The following is an 18,765-nucleotide window of genomic DNA, read 5'->3' on the forward strand; positions in this document are numbered from 1 at the left end:
TGCGAAAGTGCGCGCTGTTGCGGGGGACGAAAAGCTGGTATCCTTGTGCCAAGCCAAACAGAAAGGATGTGAGAACACAGGATGGCGCAAGCAAAACAGCCGGGCAGGGACAAGAGCCTTGCCAGCCTGCACAAGGCCACCGACACCCTGAGCACCATGCTGGCGCAGGAGGTCAAGGAGCTGAACGCCAGGCAGAAGGCCCAGCATGCCGATGGCTCCGACCCCGCCCTGATGAAAGGGCTCAAGGAGGCCACGGCGGTGCTGAAGGATCTGGCCGCGGTGGCCAAGACCCTGAACGATCAGGGTGCGGATGCCGAGGCCCGGGCGTGCGGCGTGGTGCTTCTGCCAGCCGTGGAGGACGTATGAATGCAGAGATCGTATGGCGGCCCCAGCCCCGGCAGGCGGAGTTCATGCGCCGCCCGGAACCGGAAGCCCTGTACGGGGGCGCGGCAGGCGGCGGCAAGAGTGACGCGCTGGTGATCGAGGCCCTGCGGCAGGTGCACATCCCCCACTATCGGGGGCTCATCCTGCGCAAGACCTACCCCCAGCTCAGTGATCTGGTGGACAAGAGCATGGCCTACTACAAGCGGGCTTTTCCCACGGCGCAGTACAACGCCACCAGTCATGTGTGGGTGTTCCCCAGCGGGGCAAAGATCTACTTTGGTTCCATGCAGTACACCAAGGACCGCACAAATTATCAGGGCAAGGCCTTCGACTTCATCGGGTTCGATGAGCTGACCCATTTCGAGTGGGAAGAGTACAGCTATATGATGAGCCGCAACCGCCCTACTGGCCCGGGCACCCGGGTCTACCTGCGGGCCACCACCAATCCCGGCGGTGTGGGGCACGGCTGGGTGAAAGCCCGGTTCATCACGCCTGCCCCGCCCGGCACCCCCATCGTGGAGCAGTTCCCGGTGCGGATGCCGGACGGAACCGAGAAGGTGCTGGAGCGGGCAAGGGTGTTTATCCCGTCCAGCGTGTTCGACAACCCCGCCCTGCTGGAAAATGACCCGGACTACCTTGCCAGTCTGGCAAGCCTGCCCGAAGCGGAAAAGCAGGCCCTGCTCTATGGCAGCTGGGACAGCTTTTCGGGGCAGGTGTTCACCGAGTGGAGGAACGACCCGGGGCATTATCAGGACCAGCGCTGGACCCATGTCATTGCGCCCTTTGCCATCCCCAGACACTGGAAGATCTACCGGGGGTACGATTTCGGTTTCTCGAAGCCGTTCTCGGTGGGGTGGTATGCGGCGGATGAGGAGGGCAGGCTTTACCGCATCAAGGAGCTGTACGGCTGTACGGGCCGCCCCAACGAGGGCCTGCGCATCGATCCGGTGGAACAGGCAAGGCGGATCCGGGAGGCAGAGCAGAACGACCCGATGCTCAAGGGCCGCACCATTCTGGGGGTGGCTGACCCTGCTATCTTTGATGAGAGCCGGGGCGAGAGCATTGCCGCCATGATGGAGCGGGGCCCCCATTTTCTCCACTGGGTCCCCGGTGACCACACCCGCCTGGCGGGGAAGATGCAGTTCCACTACCGGCTGGCGTTCGATGGGGAGGGGCGGCCCATGTTTCAGGTGTTCAGCACCTGCAGGCACTTTATCCGCACCCTCCCGAACCTGGTCTATGACGAGAGCAATGTGGAGGACATCGACACCCGGCAGGAGGACCATATCTATGACGAGTGCCGCTATGTGCTGATGGAAAATCCCATCTCTCCGCCCCGGCAGACCGTGCAGCCTCCGGTGGGGGACGACCCGCTGGAGCTGCACCGGAGGGCGAGATTTTACAGGGTATAGGCGGCTCACCCTCTCCGTCAGCGCTGGCGCGCTGCCACCTCTCCCGAAGGGCGAGGCCTTGGCAGTTATTGTAAAGTTTGCAGTTTCGTCAGAAGCTCCCACTTTGGGAGCAACGACGACGACCGCCGCCAGCGGCGGATTGAGGGAGGAGTTGTTGGGGCAGCGGCCAGCAAGGATGCGAACAGAGTGAAGCAGACGCTGGGAGCCGCAACCCGGCTGTGGGCGAGCGGAGCGAGACTGAGAGGGTGAGGAAGCTAACAAGAAAGGAGTAAGCAATGATCGATGAAAAGCCCCCCATCGGGGCAGAAGAAGTGGCCGAAGCCACTGCCATTTTACAGAAATACAAGGCCGGAAAGGCCGCGCTGGACAAACGCATTGTGGACAACGAGCTGTGGTTCCGGATGGGACACTGGAAGAACTACCAGAACCCCATGATGGAGGGCAAGCCCCAGCCTGCCAGTGGGTGGCTGTTCAACAGCATTGCCAACAAGCACGCCGATGCCATGGACAATTACCCGGCCCCCAACGTTTTGCCCCGGGCGGCAGACGATGCGCAGACCGCACAGGTGCTTTCCAGCATCCTGCCGGTGGTGCTGGAGCAGGCAGACTATGAGCAGGTGTACAGCGACACCTGGTGGCGCAAGCTCAAGCAGGGTACCGGGGTCAAGGGCGTGTTCTGGGACCCGGAGGCCCGGGGCGGCGTGGGAGAGATCGCCATCCGGCCCATGAACCTGCTCATGCTCTACTGGGAGCCGGGCGTGGCGGATATCCAGGCCTCGCCCCACTTTTTCTCTCTGAGCATGGAGAACACCAAACAGCTGGAAAGCCGCTGGCCCCAGCTGAAGGGCCACAGCGCCAGTGTGCTGGATGTGCCCCGTTTTCTCCACGACGGCGGGCTGGATACCACCGAAAAAAGCGTGGTGGTGGACTGGTACTACAAAAAGCCGGACAAGGCCGGACACACCCGGCTCCACTACTGCAAGTTCTGCAACGGCGTGGTGCTCTATGCCAGCGAGAATGACCCGGCCCTTGCCGGGCGGGGCTTTTACGACCACGGGAAATATCCCTTCGTGTTCGACCCGCTGTTTATGGAAGAGGACAGCCCGGCGGGCTTTGGCTATATCGATGTGATGAAGGAATGCCAGACCGCCATCGACAGGATGAACCATGCCATGGATGAAAATGTCCTGCTGGCATCCAAGCAGCGGTATGTGCTCAGCGACACGGCGGGCGTGAACGAGGAGGAACTGGCAGATCTCAGCCGGGACATCGTCCATGTGGCCGGGCGGCTGGGAGACGAGAGTTTCCGCCCATTGCAGACCGCCGGTTTGCAGGGAAACAGCCTGAGCTACCGCAACAGCCGCATTGAGGAGCTGAAGGAGATCAGCGGAAACCGGGATATGACCCAGGGCGGCACCGCAGGCGGCGTGACGGCGGCAAGTGCCATTGCGGCCCTGCAGGAGGCGGGCAGCAAGCTCTCCCGCGATATGCTCAAAAGTGCCTACCGGGCCTTTGCAAGGGAGTGCTACCTCATCATTGACCTGATGCGGCAGTTTTACGATGAGGAACGGGTGTTCCGTGTCATCGGGCCTGCCGGAGGCAGAGAGTTCGTGCCCTTTTCCGGGGCAGCGCTGCGTGCCCGCCCCATGGGGCTGATGGGCGGCGTGGAGCTGGGAAGCCGGGAACCGGTGTTTGATATCGTGGTGAGCGCCGAGAAGAAATCTACCTTCAGCCGCCTTTCCCAGAATGAGACGGCGAAGGAGTGCTACCAGCTGGGTTTCTTTGCACCCCAGAATGCCGACGCGGCCCTGGCGGCACTGGAGATGATGGACTTTGAGGGCATCGAAAAAGTGCGCCAGAGGGTGCGGCAGAACGGCACGCTGGCACAGAAGCTGACGGCGGCCCAGATGCAGATCGCGCGGTTCAACGAGAAATTGAGCGGTGCGGAGGAAAATCTGAGCACGAGAGCATGGGCAAAGAACCTCTCAGGTGCCGGAGCGGTTCTATAACGGAAGGAGCGACAACAATGATCAAAGTGAATTATACGGAACTGGATGGCCCTTACGGCCCGGCCATGCGTCTGGAGGCGGCGGGCCACGCAGGCTATGCCCCGGCAGGGCAGGATATCGTGTGTGCCGGTGTCAGCACCCTGATGCAGGCACTGGTCAGCCTGCTGGCGGGCGAGGAAAACGCCCACAGCGATGCCTTTGATGAGCCCGATGGCCCCCGCCTGACGGTGACTGCTGCCCGGCCCTGTACCGCATGGGTCGAGGGAGCCTTTGAGCTGGCCAAGGCGGGCTTTGCCCTGCTGGCCGAGCGCTACCCGGACAATGTCCGCTTTGCTGACCGGAGTGCCCGGGGCAAGCAGGAGATGATGGACCTGCAGCTGTTTGCTGACGGCGGCGAAGCGGCTGCCCCTGCCCTGAGTGCGGCCCAGGAGCAGCAGGCCGTTGCATCGGGTACCCTGAAGCCCGGTGAGAAAGCGGACGCAAAGCAGGAGACGACCGCCCCGGAGGGGGAGAAGGAGGTGAAAGAGACCGAACCGGTCAAGGCGGAAGAAGGGCAGGAACAGGAACCGCCCCGCCCTGCGCTGCCAAAACGTTTCCCGGGAAGCCGGGCTGTGGATGCCCTGCACCGGCGCTGGGCTGCCGAGGAGGCCATGATGCGCCGGGCAGTGCCGGAGTTTTCCCTGCAAAAGGAGCTGGCAGACCCCGAGATGCGCCGTCTGATGCAGCTTCCCGGGATGCGGATGCTGGATGCCTACCGGCTGGCCCACTACGGGGATGCCATGCGCCAGACTGCCCGCACCGTGGAGCAGGGCGTGGTGGAGCGTATCCGCCAGCGCGGGGCGCGCCCGGCTGAAAACGGCACCCACCCCGGCAGCGCCGCCGTGACCGGTGCGGATGTGAACCGGATGACCCGCAGCCAGCGGGAAGCGCTGGAGCGTCAGGCGCTCCATGGCGCAAAGATCAGTTTTTGAGGGAAAACCCTCTCACCGCTTCGGTCTGGCTTTGCCAGCGCCTTGCGGAGCTCCCCCGAAGGGGGAGCTTGAAATCAATGAAAGAAAGGATAATGACTATGAACAACTTCAACATTCAGCTGTTTGCCGAAACTCCCCTGAACTCCACCACCACTATGACCCCGGAGATGAAGACCTTCTACGAGAAGCGCCTCATCGACCAGGCAGAGCCCCGGCTGGTGCATGACCAGTTTGCGGATTACTATCCTGTGCCCCAGAACGGCGGCAAGACCATCGAGTTCCGCAAGTACGACAGCCTGCCCAAGGCTTCCACTCCGCTGACCGAGGGCGTGACCCCGGACGGTCAGGCCCTGAACGTGACCACCATCACCAGCGACCTGCACCAGTATGGCGGCTGGACCCCGCTGACTGACGTGCTGCAGATGACCGCCATCGACAACAACGTGGTGCAGGCCACCCGTGTGCTGGCAAGCCAGGCGGGCCGCACCATGGACAGCATCACCCGTGATGTGCTGGCGGGCGGCACCAATGTGCTGTATGCCCCCAAGCAGAATGCAGACGGCACCGAAACGGAGGTGAAGAGCCGCAAGGAACTGGACAAGACCTGCACCCTGACCCCGAAGCTGTTCTTCCGGGCGGCGGCGCAGCTGGGTGCCATGAATGCAGACCCCATCGGCGACAGCTACATTGCCATCATCCACCCCTATGCCGCCTATGACCTGAAAACCTGCAAGGAGTTCGTTGAGGCGCACAAGTATGCCGACCCTGAGACCATGTACCGCGGCGAGATCGGCAAGCTGGGCAACATCCGCTTTGTGGAGACCAGCGAGGCCAAGATCTGGAAGGACACCACCTGCCCCAGTGATCTGGCCGTGTTCGGCACGCTGGTGCTGGGTGCTCATGCCTACGGTGTGACCGAGCTGGAGGGCGGCGGCCTGGAACACATCGTCAAGCAGCTGGGCTATGGCGACGACCCGCTGAACCAGCGCGCTTCCGTGGGCTGGAAGGGGATGCGCGCCGCCGAGCGTCTGGTGGAGCAGTATATGGTGCGCATTGAGAGCGTATCCAGTTATTCGGAGAATGCGAGTGCCAACTAAACCTCGCAGGCGCTTCGCGCCAGCTCCCCTAGTAGGGGAGCCCTTGGCAAACCGGGCAAGCCCTGTTGGATGAACGAAACCAGGCGAGGCGTAAAAGGCAGTGCCCCTGCGACAGAGGGCAGAAAGGATGAAAAATGGACAAGAAAAACGTAAGAATCCGGCTGTTCAAGGACAACAGCCGGTACAAAGGCGACCTGTTTGTGAGTGTGAACGGCGTGAGCTATAAGATCCGCCGGGGCGTGGAGGTGGAAGTGCCGCCCGAGGTGGCAGAGGTGCTGGAACACAGCCAGGTGCAGGATGAGCGCACCGCCGCCCGCATTGCCGCCGCCGAGAGGATCGAGGGGTGAGCGCATGACAGTGGGAGAGGCTCTGGAACGGGCCGAGGAACTAAGGCCGGGCTGCAAGGTGGACAGCTGCACCCGGCAGCGCTGGCTCTGTGAGGAGGACGGGATGCTGCGGGCCCTGCTGTTCTCCGGCTGCGGGCTGCGGGCCGGAGTGGGGGCAGACCTTGCCTGGCCTGCGGAGGGCGGTCTGGACGATGCCGTGGAGCTGCTGGTACCCGTGCCTTTTGATGCGCTCTACCCGCATTACCTCTGCGCGAAGCTGGATGCTGCCCTGGGCGAGACGGAACGTTACGCCGGGGAGCAGGCCCGGTATAACAGCATTCTGGCTGAGCTGAGCGCCTGGCTGCGGCGGCGGGCAAAGCCGAAGCGCGGTGCACAGTGGCGGTGGTGAAAGGGAGGAAAGTGGATGCTTCTGACAAATCGGACCGGTGTGAAGAATACCCGGGATCTGCTGCGGGCCTTTGGCGGCCTGAACGAGACCTACGGCTGCACCGAGGCTGAGTACAGCGGGGGAATGAATTTTTCGGCCCGGGATTTCCCGGCCCTGAGCACCCGGCTGCCCCGCCGCAGGCTGCAGGAGCTGGCCGGGCTGAACGGGATGTATCACCTGAACGGTCTGCTGACCGTCTGCGGGCAGGACCTGGTTTATACCCCGGACGAGGCCCCGGCCCAGCCCGTCACCGTGAAAAATTCCGTGGCAGACAGCCGCAAGACGATGGTGGGCATCGGAACAAAGATCCTGATCTTCCCGGACAAGGTGGCGTTCGATACGGCCGACGGCAGCGTGGCCCCGCTGGGTGCTGCCTGGGAAGCGGGAAGCCTGAGCGTGAGCTTTGCACCCTGTGATGCTTCGGGGAATACCTACGAGGTGAAGGACAAGGGCACGAAGGAGCCGGAACACCCGCAGGACGGCCAGCTGTTTCTGAAGCTGAACGAGCCGGACAAGCCCTATTCCGCAGAGAACACGCTGGAGGTGTACAGCGAGGCTTCGGGCAACTGGACGGTGATCCCGCTGGACTACTGCCTTGTGACCGCTGAGGGCATCGGGGCGGAGTTCCGGGTGTGGGATACTGTGACCCTGACCGGTACGGGGGCTGAACAGGCAGGCCAGTGGGCCGGGCTGGACGGCGACCGCATCGTGTACGGTGTGACCGAGACCACCCTGCGCCTGCGGGCTGACCCGGGCGGCGAACACTTTTACGGCAGGCTTGTCCACAATGGCAGCAGTGCTGTCTGGGTGAGCATGGACGGCACACAGCGGGAAGAGTATTTCCCGGCGGAGGGTGTGAAGGTGGAGCGCCGGGTGCCCGACCTTGAGTACCTGACCGAGTGCGACAACCGGGTGTGGGGCTGTTCCAGCAGCGAGAATGTCATCTATGCCTGCAAGCTGGGCGACCCCACCAACTGGTTCTCCTACCGGGGCATTGCGGCAGACAGCTATGCCGTGACCGTGGGCAGCGACGGTCCCTTTACCGGCGCAGCCACCTGCATGGGCTATGCGCTGTTCTTCAAGGAAAACACCCTGCACAAGCTCTACGGCTCCAAGCCCTCGGATTTCCAGCTCAGCTCCCTGCGATGCCGGGGCGTGGCCAGAAACGCGGCCCGCAGTCTCTGCGTGCTGAACGAGACGCTGTACTATCTCTCGCCCGACGGCGTGATGGCGTGGGACGGCAGCATCCCGGCCAAGGTGTCGGCGGCGCTGGATGCCGGGCGGCTTGCCAATGTGAAGCAGGCCGTGGGCGGCGCGCTGGATGGCCGGTATTATCTGTATGTCAGCCGGGAAAACGAGGTGCGTCTGCTGGTCTATGATACCGAGCGGGGCCTCTGGCACGAGGAGGATGTCTGCTCCTTTGAGATGGCCAGCACCGGCGGGCAGCTCTATCTCTGGGATGGCCGGGCGCTCTGGGCCGCTGATCCCAGCCGGGAAGCGGCAGGGCAGAGAAGCGAGGAAACGGAACAGGGCGTGGAGTTTGCCCTGACCACCGGAGATCTGGGGTTGGACAGCCCCGAGGAGCGGTACCTCTCCCGGCTGACGCTGCGGCTGGATGCCGCCTGCAGGAGCCGGGTGACTGTGGAAGTGAGCTATGACGGCGACCCCTGGGAGACCGCCGCCGCCCTGACAGTGGAGGGTCCGCGCCGCAATTGTGATCTGCACCTTGTGCCCCGGCGGTGCGCCTCGCTCCGGCTGCGGCTGTGGGGCTATGGGCAGATCACCCTGCGGAGCCTGGCCAAGACCTTCAGCGGGGCAAAGGGAAACTGGATGGAACTGGAGGGATGAACCATGGCAAGCATTGCGGGCCTGGGCAAGATCGGCCTGCCCAGGCTGAGTGAGAATATGGACCCGGAGGATGCCCGGGCCCTGCGGAATTATCTGTACCAGATGCAGGAGCAATTGCAGTATGTGCTCTGCAATCTGGACACGGAGAATTTCTCGGAGGAGCTGCGGAGCAGGCTTTCCGGCAGTTTGGGAAAGGAGGAGACATGAGCGAGAAAAAGAAGCAGGAGTACACCACAGGCGGGCTGAAAAACCGGCAGGATGTGGAACACGCGCTGGCTTCGGCAGAGTACCGGCCCTCGCAGGAGGTGACGGACGCGGCCAGCGACCTGAAGCAGTGGCAGGCCAACCGCCCCGGCGATTACGAGAGCGCCTATCAGGGCCGCATTGACGGCCTGATGGAGGATCTGCTGGACCGGAAGGAATTCAGTTACAGCTATGGTGCCGACCCACTGTACCGCCAGTACGCCCAGCTGTACACCCAGAATGCCCAGAACGCCAGTGCCGACGCGGCGGCGCAGGCCGCTGCCCTGACCGGCGGCTATGGTTCCAGCTACGCGGCCAGTGCGGCCCGGCAGGCATACCAGCAGCAGATCGGTGCACTGAGCGAGGCCATCCCCACGCTGTACCGGCTGGCGCTGGATACCTACCAGAGCGGCGGCGATGCCTTGGTGGAGCAGATCGACCAGCTGAACGGGCAGGAGCAGAATGCCCAGCAGAAGTATGAGCGGGAGCTGGCGGATTACTACACCCAGCTGGAACAAAAGGGCAATGCCTACAACACGGCTTATACCCAGGATTACGGGCGCTATCAGGATTATCTGGGCCAGCTGGACAGCCTGTACGGTTACTACGCGGCACAGGAACAGCAGGAGGCGGCCCGCCGCCAGCAGGGATTCAACAATGTGATGACCGTGCTGGGCCTTCTGGGCGATGCGGCCCAGCTGGCCATCACCGGCACCACGGGTCTGGGCAGTATGGCAGGCAGCCTGCTGAACACCGGGTACAACATCTATGCAGGCAACCGTGCCTATGAAGCCGAACGGGCCGACACGGCGTGGAAGCAGAAAATGCAGGAGCAGCTGCGGCAGGATGAGCTGGCACAGCAGCAGTACAAAAACGAGCAGGCGCAGCAGGAATATCAGGACAAACTCCGCCAGCAGCAGGTCAGCAATGCCCTTGCGGCAGAGCGGCTGGACCTGAGCAAGAGCCAGTGGGCAGCCAAGCAGGAAAAGGCCAGCCGGACTGCCGAAAAAGCCAGCGCCGATGCAGCGGCAAAGCGCGGCAGCCTGACGGGTGACACCGGCCTGAAGGTGGGCAGAAGCGGCGTTTCCAGCGGCGGCACCGTGCCGTACAGCGCGGCGAGGATGCGCAGTCAGGGTCGCAGTGATACGGCCATCCGCACCCAGCTGCTCAAGGAGGGATACTCCAGCAGCGAGGTCAGGGAAATCATGCGGCAGCTGAACAGCTGAAAAAAGGGGAGGGCAACCGTGAAGGCGCTCTCCCCTTTGTGCTATGCCCGGACATCCCGTTTTTTCAGCAGGAGCCATGCCAGAAGGAACATTGTCCCCAGCCAGAAGATGCAGCTGAAGGCAAACAGCCCGTAGCTGCCCGCCAGAGCATCCGCGCTTTTGTTGGAGTTCATACCCAGCTGCATCAGGGAATAGGGCCACAGGATTCCAAAGCCTTTGGAGCTGATAAAGATGCCGGTAATGCCGCCCAGCAGCCCCAGAAAAATGGGCACGGCAAAGCTGCGGATGACCATGGCCAGCACCAGCTGTGCGGCAATGACAGCCAACGCACCCAGCAGTCCCCGCAGTAAAAACAGAGGTAAGGTGACCGGCGGCAGCCCGGGCAGATGGGCAAATACCTTGCCGCAGAACACGAACAGCGCAAACACAAAACCGTGGGTCAGAAGCGCCAGCTTTGTCACCACCGCAAACTTTGCGGCAAACAGGCCCAGCGGCGGCACAGGGCTTGCCATGATGAGGTTCCAGTTGTGCCCCAGATGTTCCAGCCGCCACAAGTAAGCAGCATAGGTGGCTACCATGGCAGGGAAGAAGAGCATGGAATAAAACAGGGTGTGCTGGGTCCACAGGCTATACCAGCCGTCGGTGAGGATCTCAAGATTTTGTAAATAATTGAAAGTGCCGTAGGTGGCGGAAAGAATGGGCAGCACAAAGAACATTGCCCAGATGGGGGATGCGTGGAGTTTGCGGTTCTCCGCAAGAATACAGCGTTTCAGCATGGTTTTATACCTCCTCGTCCTGTACCTTGCGCCACGCAAGGGCAAACAGCACAGCGCCCAGCGCAAGGGTGAAGGCCAGCAGCCCCCAGTTGAAGGGGCGGGTGCCGTAGGTGACGGTGTGGGTAGCCTTGTCCCAGTTCGCCACTTCGTAGGCGCTCAGAGGGATGTAGTACCCAAAGGGTACAAAATAACTGGCAAGCGGCGGCATAAAAGCAGAGAACAGACCCACCAGCGCCCCGACAATGCCCACGCAGAGCGCCGGCAGAGGATTGCCTACCCACAGCATCAGCAGAAATTCGCCAAAGAAGAGCATTGCGTCCACTGCCAGCGTGCAGACGAACAGATAGCATAGCTGCCCAGTGGGAAAGGCTTCGGTATAACCATGGACACGCCCCAGCACCGGAACGCAGGCCAGCTCCAGCACCGTGACCAACAGCACTTCCAGCACCCCAAAGACAGCCTTGCCTGCAAACAGGCTGCGGCGGCTCTGCAGGGTGTAAAGCAGCTTGGCGGTGTTGCCTTTGATCTCCATATCCCACAGCCGGGAGGCCAGCACTGCCATCATCACCGGCATCAGAATGGCTTCAATGACGGGCAGGCTGTAAAGCAGGGCGCTGTAACCGTTGGCAAGTTCCTCCGGGTCTGCCGGGGCAAGGCCGCCCACCCACAGCACGACAATGCCGGGGAGGAGCAGGCAGAGGGCAAGGTCATGCCTACGGTGGGCTTTTTGCAGTTCTGCACGGAAAGCTGCCATCTTACGCCACCTCCCCGCTGGTCTGGGTCAGGCTGAGGAAGATGTCCTCAAGGCTCTTTGTCTGTGCAGTCAGTCCAACCACGCCCACGCCGCTTTCGGCAAGGGTACAGACCAGCGCCGCCAGCGCTTCGTCCGGCAGCGGGGGCAGCTGCAGGGTGTCCGGCTGGTCTGCCGGTGCAGCATCCTTTACCCCTTGCCGCTGCAGGACGGCTGCGGCTTTGGGTGCATCCAGCACCCGCAGCAGAATGCCGCCCCGGCTGTGCTTTTGCAGTTGCTGCAAAGAACCCTCGAACAGCAGCCTGCCGTGGTTCAGGATGCCCACCTGATCCACCATCTGCTCAATCTCGCCCAGCAGGTGGCTGGAGATCAGCACGGTGGCTCCGGTGGTCTGGGGCATGGAAGCGATCAGACTGCGCATCTCCTGAATGCCTGCCGGGTCCAGACCATTCGTAGGTTCGTCCAAGATCAGCAGTTTGGGGCTGCCCAGCAGCGCCATGGCAATGCCCAGCCGCTGCTTCATGCCAAGGGAATACTGCCCCACCTTCCGGTCAGCGTCTTTGGTCAGGTGCACGATCTCCAGCACCCGGCTGATGTCCTTCCGGTCTACGTCTTTCAAGTCAGCCACGATGGAAAGATTTTCCCGGGCGGTCAGGTGCAGGTAACCGGAGGGGGATTCGATCAGACTGCCGGTCTGCCGCAGCAGGGCAATGCGGTTTGCTTCGTTCAGGGTGCGTCCCAGCAGTTCCACACTGCCGCCGGTGGGGTGTACAAGCCCCAGCAGCATCTTCATGGTGGTGGATTTGCCCGCACCGTTGGGGCCTAAAAAGCCGTAAACACAGCCCTCCGGGACAGCCAGGTTCAAATGATCCACCACCGGACGGCCATGGTAGCTTTTGCAAAGAGCATGGGTCTCGATCACAGGTTTCATAAAAGGTCTCCTTTCGCATTCATGGATTTCGGAACGATGCCAGAATACACCCGCTGCCTTAAACTGACCGGAAGCGCAGCTTAAATTCCCCTTAAATTTGCAGGCGTTTTCCGCTGCGGCGCAAAAAGTGTGGTATAGTAAAGGCGGGAAAGGAGAACTGCCCTTATGGATACCATTTATGATGCAAAGCTCCTGCTTGTGGACGACAACGCCGAACTGCTGGCACTGCTGTGTGAGCAGCTGCGGGGCGCAGGATATGGCCATATCAGAACCGCCCAAAGCTGCGCCGCTGCCCGCATCTGCTTTGCGGCAGAACAGCCGGAGCTGATGATCCTGGATATCAACCTGCCGGATGGGGATGGATTTTCGCTGTTCCGGGCGTTGCGGGCAAAAGCGGACGTTCCGGCGCTGTTTCTCTCTGCACGGGATGCGGATGCCGACCGTCTGTTTGGGCTGGGTCTTGGCGCAGACGACTACCTGACCAAGCCCTTTCTGATGCAGGAACTGCTGCTGCGGGTGCAGCATATTTTGCAGCGGGCGTACCGGGCAGAGCTGTCCCGTACAAAACCGGCACCTTTGCAGCTGGGGGAGCGGTGCGTAGACCTGAACGATGTCATTGTTACCCTGCCAGAGGGCAAAACACTGGCGCTGACTGCTACCGAGCTGGCGCTGCTGCGGAAATTGGCAGAGAACCGGGGACACATCGTTACCTACGATGCCCTTTGTGCGGCGGTCTGGGGCGCAGATTATTATGGCTACGAGAACAGTCTGGGGGTACATATCCGGCATCTGCGGGAGAAGCTGGAAGCCGAACCCGGTGTGCCGCAGTTTCTGCGGACGGTGCGGGGCATTGGCTATAAGCTGACAAAGGGGGAAGAAGTATGAAAACCTTTGTGCGCCTGATCCGGCGGTATGTGCTGGCGGCGGTGGGCATTGTTCTGCTGCTGTTGTTTTCCGGTGTTGCGGTGCTGGGCTGGCTGGGCTGGCAGGAGAGCTGCCGCCTGCCGCAGCGGGAGTATTCCTCCAGCGAGATAGCGGATTCCATGGTGGAGACCGCCGAAGGACTTGCCTTTGGGGCAGAACGTACCCCGCAGGAGTGGATGAACGGCTACGAGTGGGCGATGGTGCTGGACGATGTGGGAAACATCCGTTGGAGCTACGGCCTGCCGCAGGAACTGAACCATGCCTACACTCCCGGCGATATCGCCAAATTTGCCCGCTGGTATCTGGCGGATTACCCGGTGTTCTGCTGGACAGAACCCTACGGGCTGTTCGTCATCGGGCTGCCAAAGGGGAGCCTGTGGAAGTACAGCATTTACAGCTCACCGGACTTTGCTCTGAGCATGGTGCGGGTGCTCCCGGCGGCAGCACTGGGAATGCTGCTGCTGGGTCTGGCGCTCTGCTTCTGGCTGAGCTGGCGGGGGGCAAAGCGGCTGGAGACCGTGGCAAACGGTCTGGATGCTCTGGCGCAGGGGCAGACCGTCCGGCTGCCTACCGACGGTTTTGCCGGGGAACTGGCAGAAAAGCTGAACCAGACCGGGGCGCAGCTGCAAGCCAAAAACGAGATGCTTTCCCGGCGGGACAACGCCCGCACCCAGTGGATCGCAGGGGTCAGCCATGACGTGCGCACCCCGCTGGCGCTGATCTTAGGCTGGGCGGAGCAGTTGGAACAGGATGCACTTTTGCCGGACAGTTCCCGGCAGAAAGCGGCCGGCATCCGCACCCAGTGCGAAAAGCTGCGCACCCTCATTGATGACCTGAACCTGACCAGTAAGCTGGAATACGGTGCCCAACCCCTGCGCCGGAAAGACCTCCGGGCAGGGCCGCTGTTCCGGCAGTTGGTGGCGCAGTTCTGCGAAAGCCCGCTGGCAGAGCACTGCGAAATCACGCTGGAACAGGAAGACCCGGCAGAGCAGACAGTGCTTTCGGTGGATGAGGCGCTGCTGGCACGGCTGCTGGAAAATCTGCTGAACAACAGTGTCCGGCATAACTCAAAACCGGTGAACATTACCGTGTACACCCGGCGGGCAGGGGAGCGCTTCTGCCTGACCGTGGCAGATGACGGCATCGGCTATCCGGCTGCCGTTCTGGCGGCGCTGAACGCTGTGGAGCCTGCCGAGAATGCGCCCCATATCCTTGGCTTATATGTAGTGCAGCAGATCGCCGCCGCCCATGGCGGCACGGCAGTGTTCGGGCAGAACACCCCCCACGGTGCCAAAGTGGTGGTGTACCTGCCGCTGGGCTGAAAATTGATCGGAATCCTTGCTTTTCCCGGCCGGATTTCTTATACTTTGAACAAAGAAATCTTTTTTGGTGCAAAACACAGGAGGAATCATGGCTGAAATCTCAAGTCTGCTGACATTGCAGGGCCAGCTTGCGCTGCTGACCCTCATTGGCTTTTTTCTGGCCCGCAAGGGCATCATCAACGCGCAGGGACGCAAGTGCCTGACCGACCTGCTCATCAATGTCATCCTGCCCGCGAACATCATCCAGTCGTTTCTGGTGGAGTTCAGCTGGGATGTGCTGAAGAGCAGTGCATCGATCCTTGTGATCTCGCTGGCGCTGCAGATCGGCTGTGTGGTGCTGTGTGCCCTGGGCTACAACTGGCTGCCCTTTGCAAGGCGGAGCGTCTACCAGTATGGCACGGTCTGCTCCAACGGTGCGTTTCTGGGCAGCGCACTGGTGGACGGCATCTGGGGCAGCAGCGGCCTATTGCTCAGTTCCATCTACCTCATCCCCCAGCGTGTGGCAATGTGGTCGGTGGGCGTGAGCTACTTTCTGCAGGACGAAAAGCCCGCTTCCAAAGAGGAGATGCGGGCAGACCGCAGGGCTGTGCTGCGGAAAACATTCACCCACCCCTGCATCCTGGCGGTCGTGGTGGGCATGGTGCTGATGGCCTCTCAGCTGCCGCTGCCCGGCTTTTTGGGCCGCACCGTCAAGAGCCTGAGCAATTGCAACATGGGTGTTTCCATGATCCTGATCGGTGCCATCATCGGCAGCAGCCGGATGGGCAAACTCTGGGATAAGGACTGCTTCCTCTACTGCCTCATCCGGCTGGGGCTCATCCCGGCGGCGGTGCTGCTGGGCTGCAGGCTCTGCGGCGCGGAGAGCCTTGTGACCGGTGTTTCCGTGGTATTGGCCGCCATGCCCATGGGCGGTGTGACCGCCGTTCTGGCGGAAAAGTACGGCGGGGATTCCGCCTTTGCCAGCAAGTGCGTTGCGGTCTCCACGGTGCTCTCCCTCATCACCACACCGCTGTGGTGCATGGTCGTGTAAGGGTGGGGCCGACCGCTGCGCCCGCAGCGGAATGTGAAAAACACCTTGTCAATGGCAATCATGGCCGAAGAATCACGGTTCTTTTTGTCCAATCGGCGAATAGCCTTTGCCGCCGGATGGTGATACAATAGGCAAGGTGTTGCGCGGCGGTGCCGCAGAATGCCATAACATGACAAAAACAAGGAGAGCGCGTGGAAAATGGAACCATTTTATCTGATGCCCGGGCAGGAACGCTGTGAACAGTTTAAGGATGCGAACGGTGTGCCCAAAGTCCGCTACTCCTATTGTTCGCTGAACGGGGCGCTGTTCCGCTGTGTGAGCCGCAGCGTGGAAGAAGCCGAGCGCCTGTGCGAGGACTGGCTGGTGGGTCAGGACCGCTGCTACATCAACTGAAAAATGCACCCTCTGCTCCTTTGCGGAATAAGCTGTAAGAGAATCAGCTTATCGGCAAAGGAGTTTTTTTATATGATGAATGGCATCCTGCGTATCCAGACCTATCGGCCCCGGCAGTCGGCTCCGGTGGAGGGAGTGACTGTTGTGATCACCGGCAGCGGCTTCACGGCTCACCGCATCACCGATGCCGAGGGCAATGCCGAGGATGTGGCCATCTGTGCCCCGGCCTGCGCCCTCTCGCTGGACGAGAACAACACCACGACCCTGCCCTATGCCGTGTGCAGCCTGACGGCCAGAAAGCCGGGCTACCGCACCGTCCGCATCCAGGGCATCCAGATCTTTGCCGGGCAGGTCACGCTGGCCCGGCCTGAAATGATCCCGGACACCGAGGAGGGAAAAGACATTGCCAACCCGCCCGTGATCATCCCCACCCACGCTTTGTTTGCGGGGAACGGCGGCAGCGGCCCGGCCCCCACCGAGCACTGCACCGGCGGCCGGGTGCTGGACCGGGTCATCGTGCCAAAAAATATCACGGTCCATCTGGGCAGGCCCGCCGCCTCGGCCCGGAACGTGACGGTGTCCTTCCGGGATTATATCGCCAATGTGGCTTCCAGCGAGGTCTACCCCACTTGGCCCATTGAAGCGTTGAAAGCGAACATCCACTGCCAGATCTCGCTGGCGCTCAACCGTATTTACACCGAGTGGTATCCCAGTAAGGGCTACACCTTCAATATCACCAATTCCACCAGCTACGATCAGTATTACGTCCATGGCCGCACTGTGTTCGATGTGATGGTAAAGCTGACGGATGATATCTTCAACACCTACATCCGCAAGACCGGCACCGTGAATCCCTACTACTCCGAATACTGTGACGGAAAGTCCGTTACCTGCCCGGGGCTCAAGCAGTGGGGCACGGTCACGCTGGCAAATCAGGGCCGCAATGCCCTGAGCATCCTCAGATATTACTACGGCAGCGATATCGAGATCGTCCGCACCAGCAACATCCAGTCCATCCCCAGAAGCTATCCGGGGTCTCCCCTCCGGCAGGGAGACCGGGGCACGGCGGTGTTCACCCTGCAGCGGCAGCTGAACCGCATCACCAAGGATTACCCCTTCCTCGGCCTGCTGACCGTGGACGGAGTCTTTGGCAGCAGGATGACCGAGACCGTGAAGAGATTCCAGAAGCAGTTCAATCTGACCGCTGACGGCGTGGTGGGGCGGCAGACCTGGTATAAGATCAGCTATATCTATGTTTCGGTGAAAGACCTTGCAGAGCTGACCAGCGAGGGAGAAACGGCCGCCGGCACCCTCTCGGACGGCACCTGGGGCGGCACTGTCCTGCGCGTCGGCTCTTCCGGCAGCGCTGTGGAGCAGCTGCAGTTCTGGCTGAACACTCTGGCCCAGTACGAGAGCAGCATCCCCTCCGTGACAGTGGATGGCGTGTATGGCAGCGGCACCGCCAGTGCTGTCCGGGCCTTCCAGCGAAGATACGGCCTGTCTGTGGACGGTCTGGTGGGCCGCGCCACCTGGACAGAACTCTACGATCAGTTCCGCAGCATCCAGTCCGACAATGGCAGGCCCAACGCTTACCCGGGTACAGCCCTGCGGCAGGGCAGCAGCGGACAGAACGTCCGGCTGGTGCAGTTCTGGCTCAAGATCGCCCGTACGGTGTATCCCAGCCTGAACACCCTGGCCGTAGATGGGAAATTCGGCGCAGGCACGGCGGCGGCAGTGCGGAGATTTCAGAGCTACTTCGGCCTGACCAGTGACGGCGTGGTGGGCCGCACGACCTGGAACAAGCTGTATGAGGTCTACAACGATATCGCCAACCGGCTGCTCACAGCCAGCCTGCGCCCCGGCGAGTATCCGGGCATTCTGCGCCGGGGCAGCACCGGAACGGCAGTGCGGGAGCTGCAGTTCTACCTCTACCTGATGAGCGCTTACGAGAGCAGCATCCCCGCTGTTTCCATCGACGGCAGCTTCGGTGCGGCGACCGAGAATTCCGTGCGGGCCTACCAGCGCTTTGCGAAGCTGACGGTGGACGGTGTAGTAGGGCGCACGACCTGGAATTCTCTCTACGGCAAAGCCAGCATCCTGCGGGTGTCCGGCCCGGTGGTTACGCTGAAGCGCCTGCCCTACCCGGGCACAACGCTGACAGTGGGGGCCTCGGGGGACGCGGTGCTCTACTACAACCTCCTTTTGCAGCGCATTGCCTACTATTTCGACAGCGTGGAAAGCCCGCCCCTGTCTGACCAGTATACCGACGAGACGGCGGCCTCTACCCGCAGTGCGCAGGCCCTGCTGGATCTGCCCGAGACCGGGGTCGCGGATGCGGAGACCTGGACGGCGGTGGAGGCCCTGAGCCTGCAGCTGGCCGCCGTTTCCCCCAACCCTGACCGGGATGCAGGGCAGGCCGATGTTTACCCGGGCCGCGCCATGAAAGAGGGGAGCGTTGGCCCGGATGTGGGGCAGATCGAACAGTGGCTCAATGGACGCTATATGCGGATCTGCGGCGAGGACTATGTGACCGAGAACTTCCGCTTCGGCCCGAAGGAAACAGAAGGGGTCCGGGCAGCACAGGAGCGGGCGGACCTGCTGGTGACGGGCACGGTGAACGAGGAGACCTGGGCTGCGCTCCGTGCCCAGAGCTGCGAATGCGAGGAGGGATGAC

Annotated in this window: 18 protein-coding genes; 15 read left to right on the top strand and 3 right to left on the bottom strand. The window is 61.9% G+C overall.

What is annotated here, in order from left to right; translation table 11 throughout:
• Nucleotides 1–81: 81 nt before the first annotated feature.
• The 10 genes from D3F01_RS04180 (at nt 82) to D3F01_RS04225 (ending at nt 9,964) form a co-directional block, all read left to right on the top strand.
• A complete protein-coding gene (locus D3F01_RS04180) occupies nt 82–366 on the top strand; it encodes a chemotaxis protein (protein WP_186850847.1) in 285 nt (94 codons plus the stop codon).
• Entirely contained in the window at nt 363–1,796 is a 1,434-nt protein-coding gene (locus D3F01_RS04185; RefSeq protein ID WP_156058448.1) for a phage terminase large subunit, read from the top strand. Before D3F01_RS04180 ends, D3F01_RS04185 begins: the two co-directional genes overlap by 4 nt.
• A 275-nt stretch (nt 1,797–2,071) precedes the next feature.
• Entirely contained in the window at nt 2,072–3,805 is a 1,734-nt protein-coding gene (locus D3F01_RS04190) for a hypothetical protein (RefSeq protein ID WP_242886045.1), read from the top strand.
• Nucleotides 3,806–3,822: 17 nt separating this feature from the next.
• Nucleotides 3,823–4,776 (top strand): ribosomal-processing cysteine protease Prp, encoded by a 954-nt coding sequence (locus tag D3F01_RS04195; RefSeq protein ID WP_242886047.1) that lies wholly within the window; start codon nt 3,823–3,825, stop codon nt 4,774–4,776.
• A gap of 98 nt (nt 4,777–4,874) precedes the next feature.
• On the top strand, nt 4,875–5,873 hold the full coding sequence (locus D3F01_RS04200) for a N4-gp56 family major capsid protein (RefSeq protein ID WP_242886049.1): 999 nt from the start codon (nt 4,875–4,877) through the stop codon (nt 5,871–5,873).
• 134 nt (nt 5,874–6,007) lie between these two features.
• On the top strand, nt 6,008–6,220 hold the full coding sequence (locus D3F01_RS04205) for a hypothetical protein (RefSeq protein WP_005931267.1): 213 nt from the start codon (nt 6,008–6,010) through the stop codon (nt 6,218–6,220).
• Between the two features lie 4 nt (nt 6,221–6,224).
• The gene (locus D3F01_RS04210; protein WP_242886050.1) at nt 6,225–6,608 is read left to right on the top strand and encodes a hypothetical protein; all 384 of its coding nucleotides are present in this window, start codon (nt 6,225–6,227) and stop codon (nt 6,606–6,608) included.
• Nucleotides 6,609–6,623: 15 nt separating this feature from the next.
• Nucleotides 6,624–8,495, top strand: a complete 1,872-nt coding sequence (locus D3F01_RS04215) for a hypothetical protein (protein WP_242886051.1) — start codon at nt 6,624–6,626, stop codon at nt 8,493–8,495.
• Nucleotides 8,496–8,498: 3 nt separating this feature from the next.
• Complete coding sequence (locus D3F01_RS04220; protein ID WP_117535735.1) at nt 8,499–8,702, top strand: hypothetical protein; 204 nt, start codon at nt 8,499–8,501, stop codon at nt 8,700–8,702.
• A complete protein-coding gene (locus tag D3F01_RS04225; RefSeq protein WP_242886059.1) occupies nt 8,699–9,964 on the top strand; it encodes a cell envelope biogenesis protein TolA in 1,266 nt (421 codons plus the stop codon). The genes D3F01_RS04220 and D3F01_RS04225 overlap by 4 nt, the downstream gene beginning before the upstream one ends.
• Before the next feature lie 41 nt (nt 9,965–10,005).
• Here D3F01_RS04225 and D3F01_RS04230 read toward each other — a convergent pair whose 3' ends face one another.
• Genes D3F01_RS04230 through D3F01_RS04240 form a run of 3 tightly spaced genes read right to left on the bottom strand, consistent with a single transcriptional unit; the run spans nt 10,006 to nt 12,422 of the window.
• Complete coding sequence (locus D3F01_RS04230; RefSeq protein ID WP_242886061.1) at nt 10,006–10,740, bottom strand: ABC transporter permease; 735 nt, start codon at nt 10,738–10,740, stop codon at nt 10,006–10,008.
• Nucleotides 10,741–10,744: 4 nt separating this feature from the next.
• Complete coding sequence (locus tag D3F01_RS04235) at nt 10,745–11,494, bottom strand: ABC transporter permease (protein ID WP_242886064.1); 750 nt, start codon at nt 11,492–11,494, stop codon at nt 10,745–10,747.
• Nucleotide 11,495: 1 nt separating this feature from the next.
• Complete coding sequence (locus D3F01_RS04240) at nt 11,496–12,422, bottom strand: ABC transporter ATP-binding protein (RefSeq protein WP_242886073.1); 927 nt, start codon at nt 12,420–12,422, stop codon at nt 11,496–11,498.
• 165 nt (nt 12,423–12,587) lie between these two features.
• Between D3F01_RS04240 and D3F01_RS04245 the strand changes: the two genes are divergently transcribed.
• The 5 genes from D3F01_RS04245 (at nt 12,588) to D3F01_RS04265 (ending at nt 18,764) form a co-directional block, all read left to right on the top strand.
• On the top strand, nt 12,588–13,307 hold the full coding sequence (locus D3F01_RS04245; protein WP_242886075.1) for a response regulator transcription factor: 720 nt from the start codon (nt 12,588–12,590) through the stop codon (nt 13,305–13,307).
• Nucleotides 13,304–14,668 carry a HAMP domain-containing sensor histidine kinase gene (locus D3F01_RS04250; protein WP_242886077.1) on the top strand — a complete coding sequence of 455 codons (1,365 nt, stop codon included), beginning with the start codon at nt 13,304–13,306 and terminating at the stop codon, nt 14,666–14,668. The genes D3F01_RS04245 and D3F01_RS04250 overlap by 4 nt, the downstream gene beginning before the upstream one ends.
• A gap of 88 nt (nt 14,669–14,756) precedes the next feature.
• Nucleotides 14,757–15,698, top strand: a complete 942-nt coding sequence (locus D3F01_RS04255) for an AEC family transporter (RefSeq protein WP_156075957.1) — start codon at nt 14,757–14,759, stop codon at nt 15,696–15,698.
• A gap of 198 nt (nt 15,699–15,896) precedes the next feature.
• Nucleotides 15,897–16,091 carry a DUF3873 family protein gene (locus D3F01_RS04260; RefSeq protein WP_005931230.1) on the top strand — a complete coding sequence of 65 codons (195 nt, stop codon included), beginning with the start codon at nt 15,897–15,899 and terminating at the stop codon, nt 16,089–16,091.
• Nucleotides 16,092–16,163: 72 nt separating this feature from the next.
• Complete coding sequence (locus D3F01_RS04265; RefSeq protein WP_242886079.1) at nt 16,164–18,764, top strand: peptidoglycan-binding protein; 2,601 nt, start codon at nt 16,164–16,166, stop codon at nt 18,762–18,764.
• Nucleotide 18,765: the final 1 nt, after the last annotated feature.

The organism is Faecalibacterium sp. BCRC 81149, assembly GCF_022750605.1.
In the GTDB taxonomy this organism is placed as follows: Bacteria; Bacillota; Clostridia; order Oscillospirales; family Ruminococcaceae; genus Faecalibacterium; species Faecalibacterium duncaniae.

Bases quoted from the DNA above. Each gene is read 5' to 3' on its own strand.
- D3F01_RS04180 (WP_186850847.1), top strand. From the start codon at position 82: ATGGCGCAAGCAAAACAGCCGGGCAGGGACAAGAGCCTTGCCAGCCTG.
- D3F01_RS04185 (WP_156058448.1), top strand. From the start codon at position 363: ATGAATGCAGAGATCGTATGGCGGCCCCAGCCCCGGCAGGCGGAGTTC.
- D3F01_RS04190 (WP_242886045.1), top strand. From the start codon at position 2,072: ATGATCGATGAAAAGCCCCCCATCGGGGCAGAAGAAGTGGCCGAAGCC.
- D3F01_RS04195 (WP_242886047.1), top strand. From the start codon at position 3,823: ATGATCAAAGTGAATTATACGGAACTGGATGGCCCTTACGGCCCGGCC.
- D3F01_RS04200 (WP_242886049.1), top strand. From the start codon at position 4,875: ATGAACAACTTCAACATTCAGCTGTTTGCCGAAACTCCCCTGAACTCC.
- D3F01_RS04205 (WP_005931267.1), top strand. From the start codon at position 6,008: ATGGACAAGAAAAACGTAAGAATCCGGCTGTTCAAGGACAACAGCCGG.
- D3F01_RS04210 (WP_242886050.1), top strand. From the start codon at position 6,225: ATGACAGTGGGAGAGGCTCTGGAACGGGCCGAGGAACTAAGGCCGGGC.
- D3F01_RS04215 (WP_242886051.1), top strand. From the start codon at position 6,624: ATGCTTCTGACAAATCGGACCGGTGTGAAGAATACCCGGGATCTGCTG.
- D3F01_RS04220 (WP_117535735.1), top strand. From the start codon at position 8,499: ATGGCAAGCATTGCGGGCCTGGGCAAGATCGGCCTGCCCAGGCTGAGT.
- D3F01_RS04225 (WP_242886059.1), top strand. From the start codon at position 8,699: ATGAGCGAGAAAAAGAAGCAGGAGTACACCACAGGCGGGCTGAAAAAC.
- D3F01_RS04230 (WP_242886061.1), bottom strand. From the start codon at position 10,740: ATGCTGAAACGCTGTATTCTTGCGGAGAACCGCAAACTCCACGCATCC.
- D3F01_RS04235 (WP_242886064.1), bottom strand. From the start codon at position 11,494: ATGGCAGCTTTCCGTGCAGAACTGCAAAAAGCCCACCGTAGGCATGAC.
- D3F01_RS04240 (WP_242886073.1), bottom strand. From the start codon at position 12,422: ATGAAACCTGTGATCGAGACCCATGCTCTTTGCAAAAGCTACCATGGC.
- D3F01_RS04245 (WP_242886075.1), top strand. From the start codon at position 12,588: ATGGATACCATTTATGATGCAAAGCTCCTGCTTGTGGACGACAACGCC.
- D3F01_RS04250 (WP_242886077.1), top strand. From the start codon at position 13,304: ATGAAAACCTTTGTGCGCCTGATCCGGCGGTATGTGCTGGCGGCGGTG.
- D3F01_RS04255 (WP_156075957.1), top strand. From the start codon at position 14,757: ATGGCTGAAATCTCAAGTCTGCTGACATTGCAGGGCCAGCTTGCGCTG.
- D3F01_RS04260 (WP_005931230.1), top strand. From the start codon at position 15,897: ATGGAACCATTTTATCTGATGCCCGGGCAGGAACGCTGTGAACAGTTT.
- D3F01_RS04265 (WP_242886079.1), top strand. From the start codon at position 16,164: ATGATGAATGGCATCCTGCGTATCCAGACCTATCGGCCCCGGCAGTCG.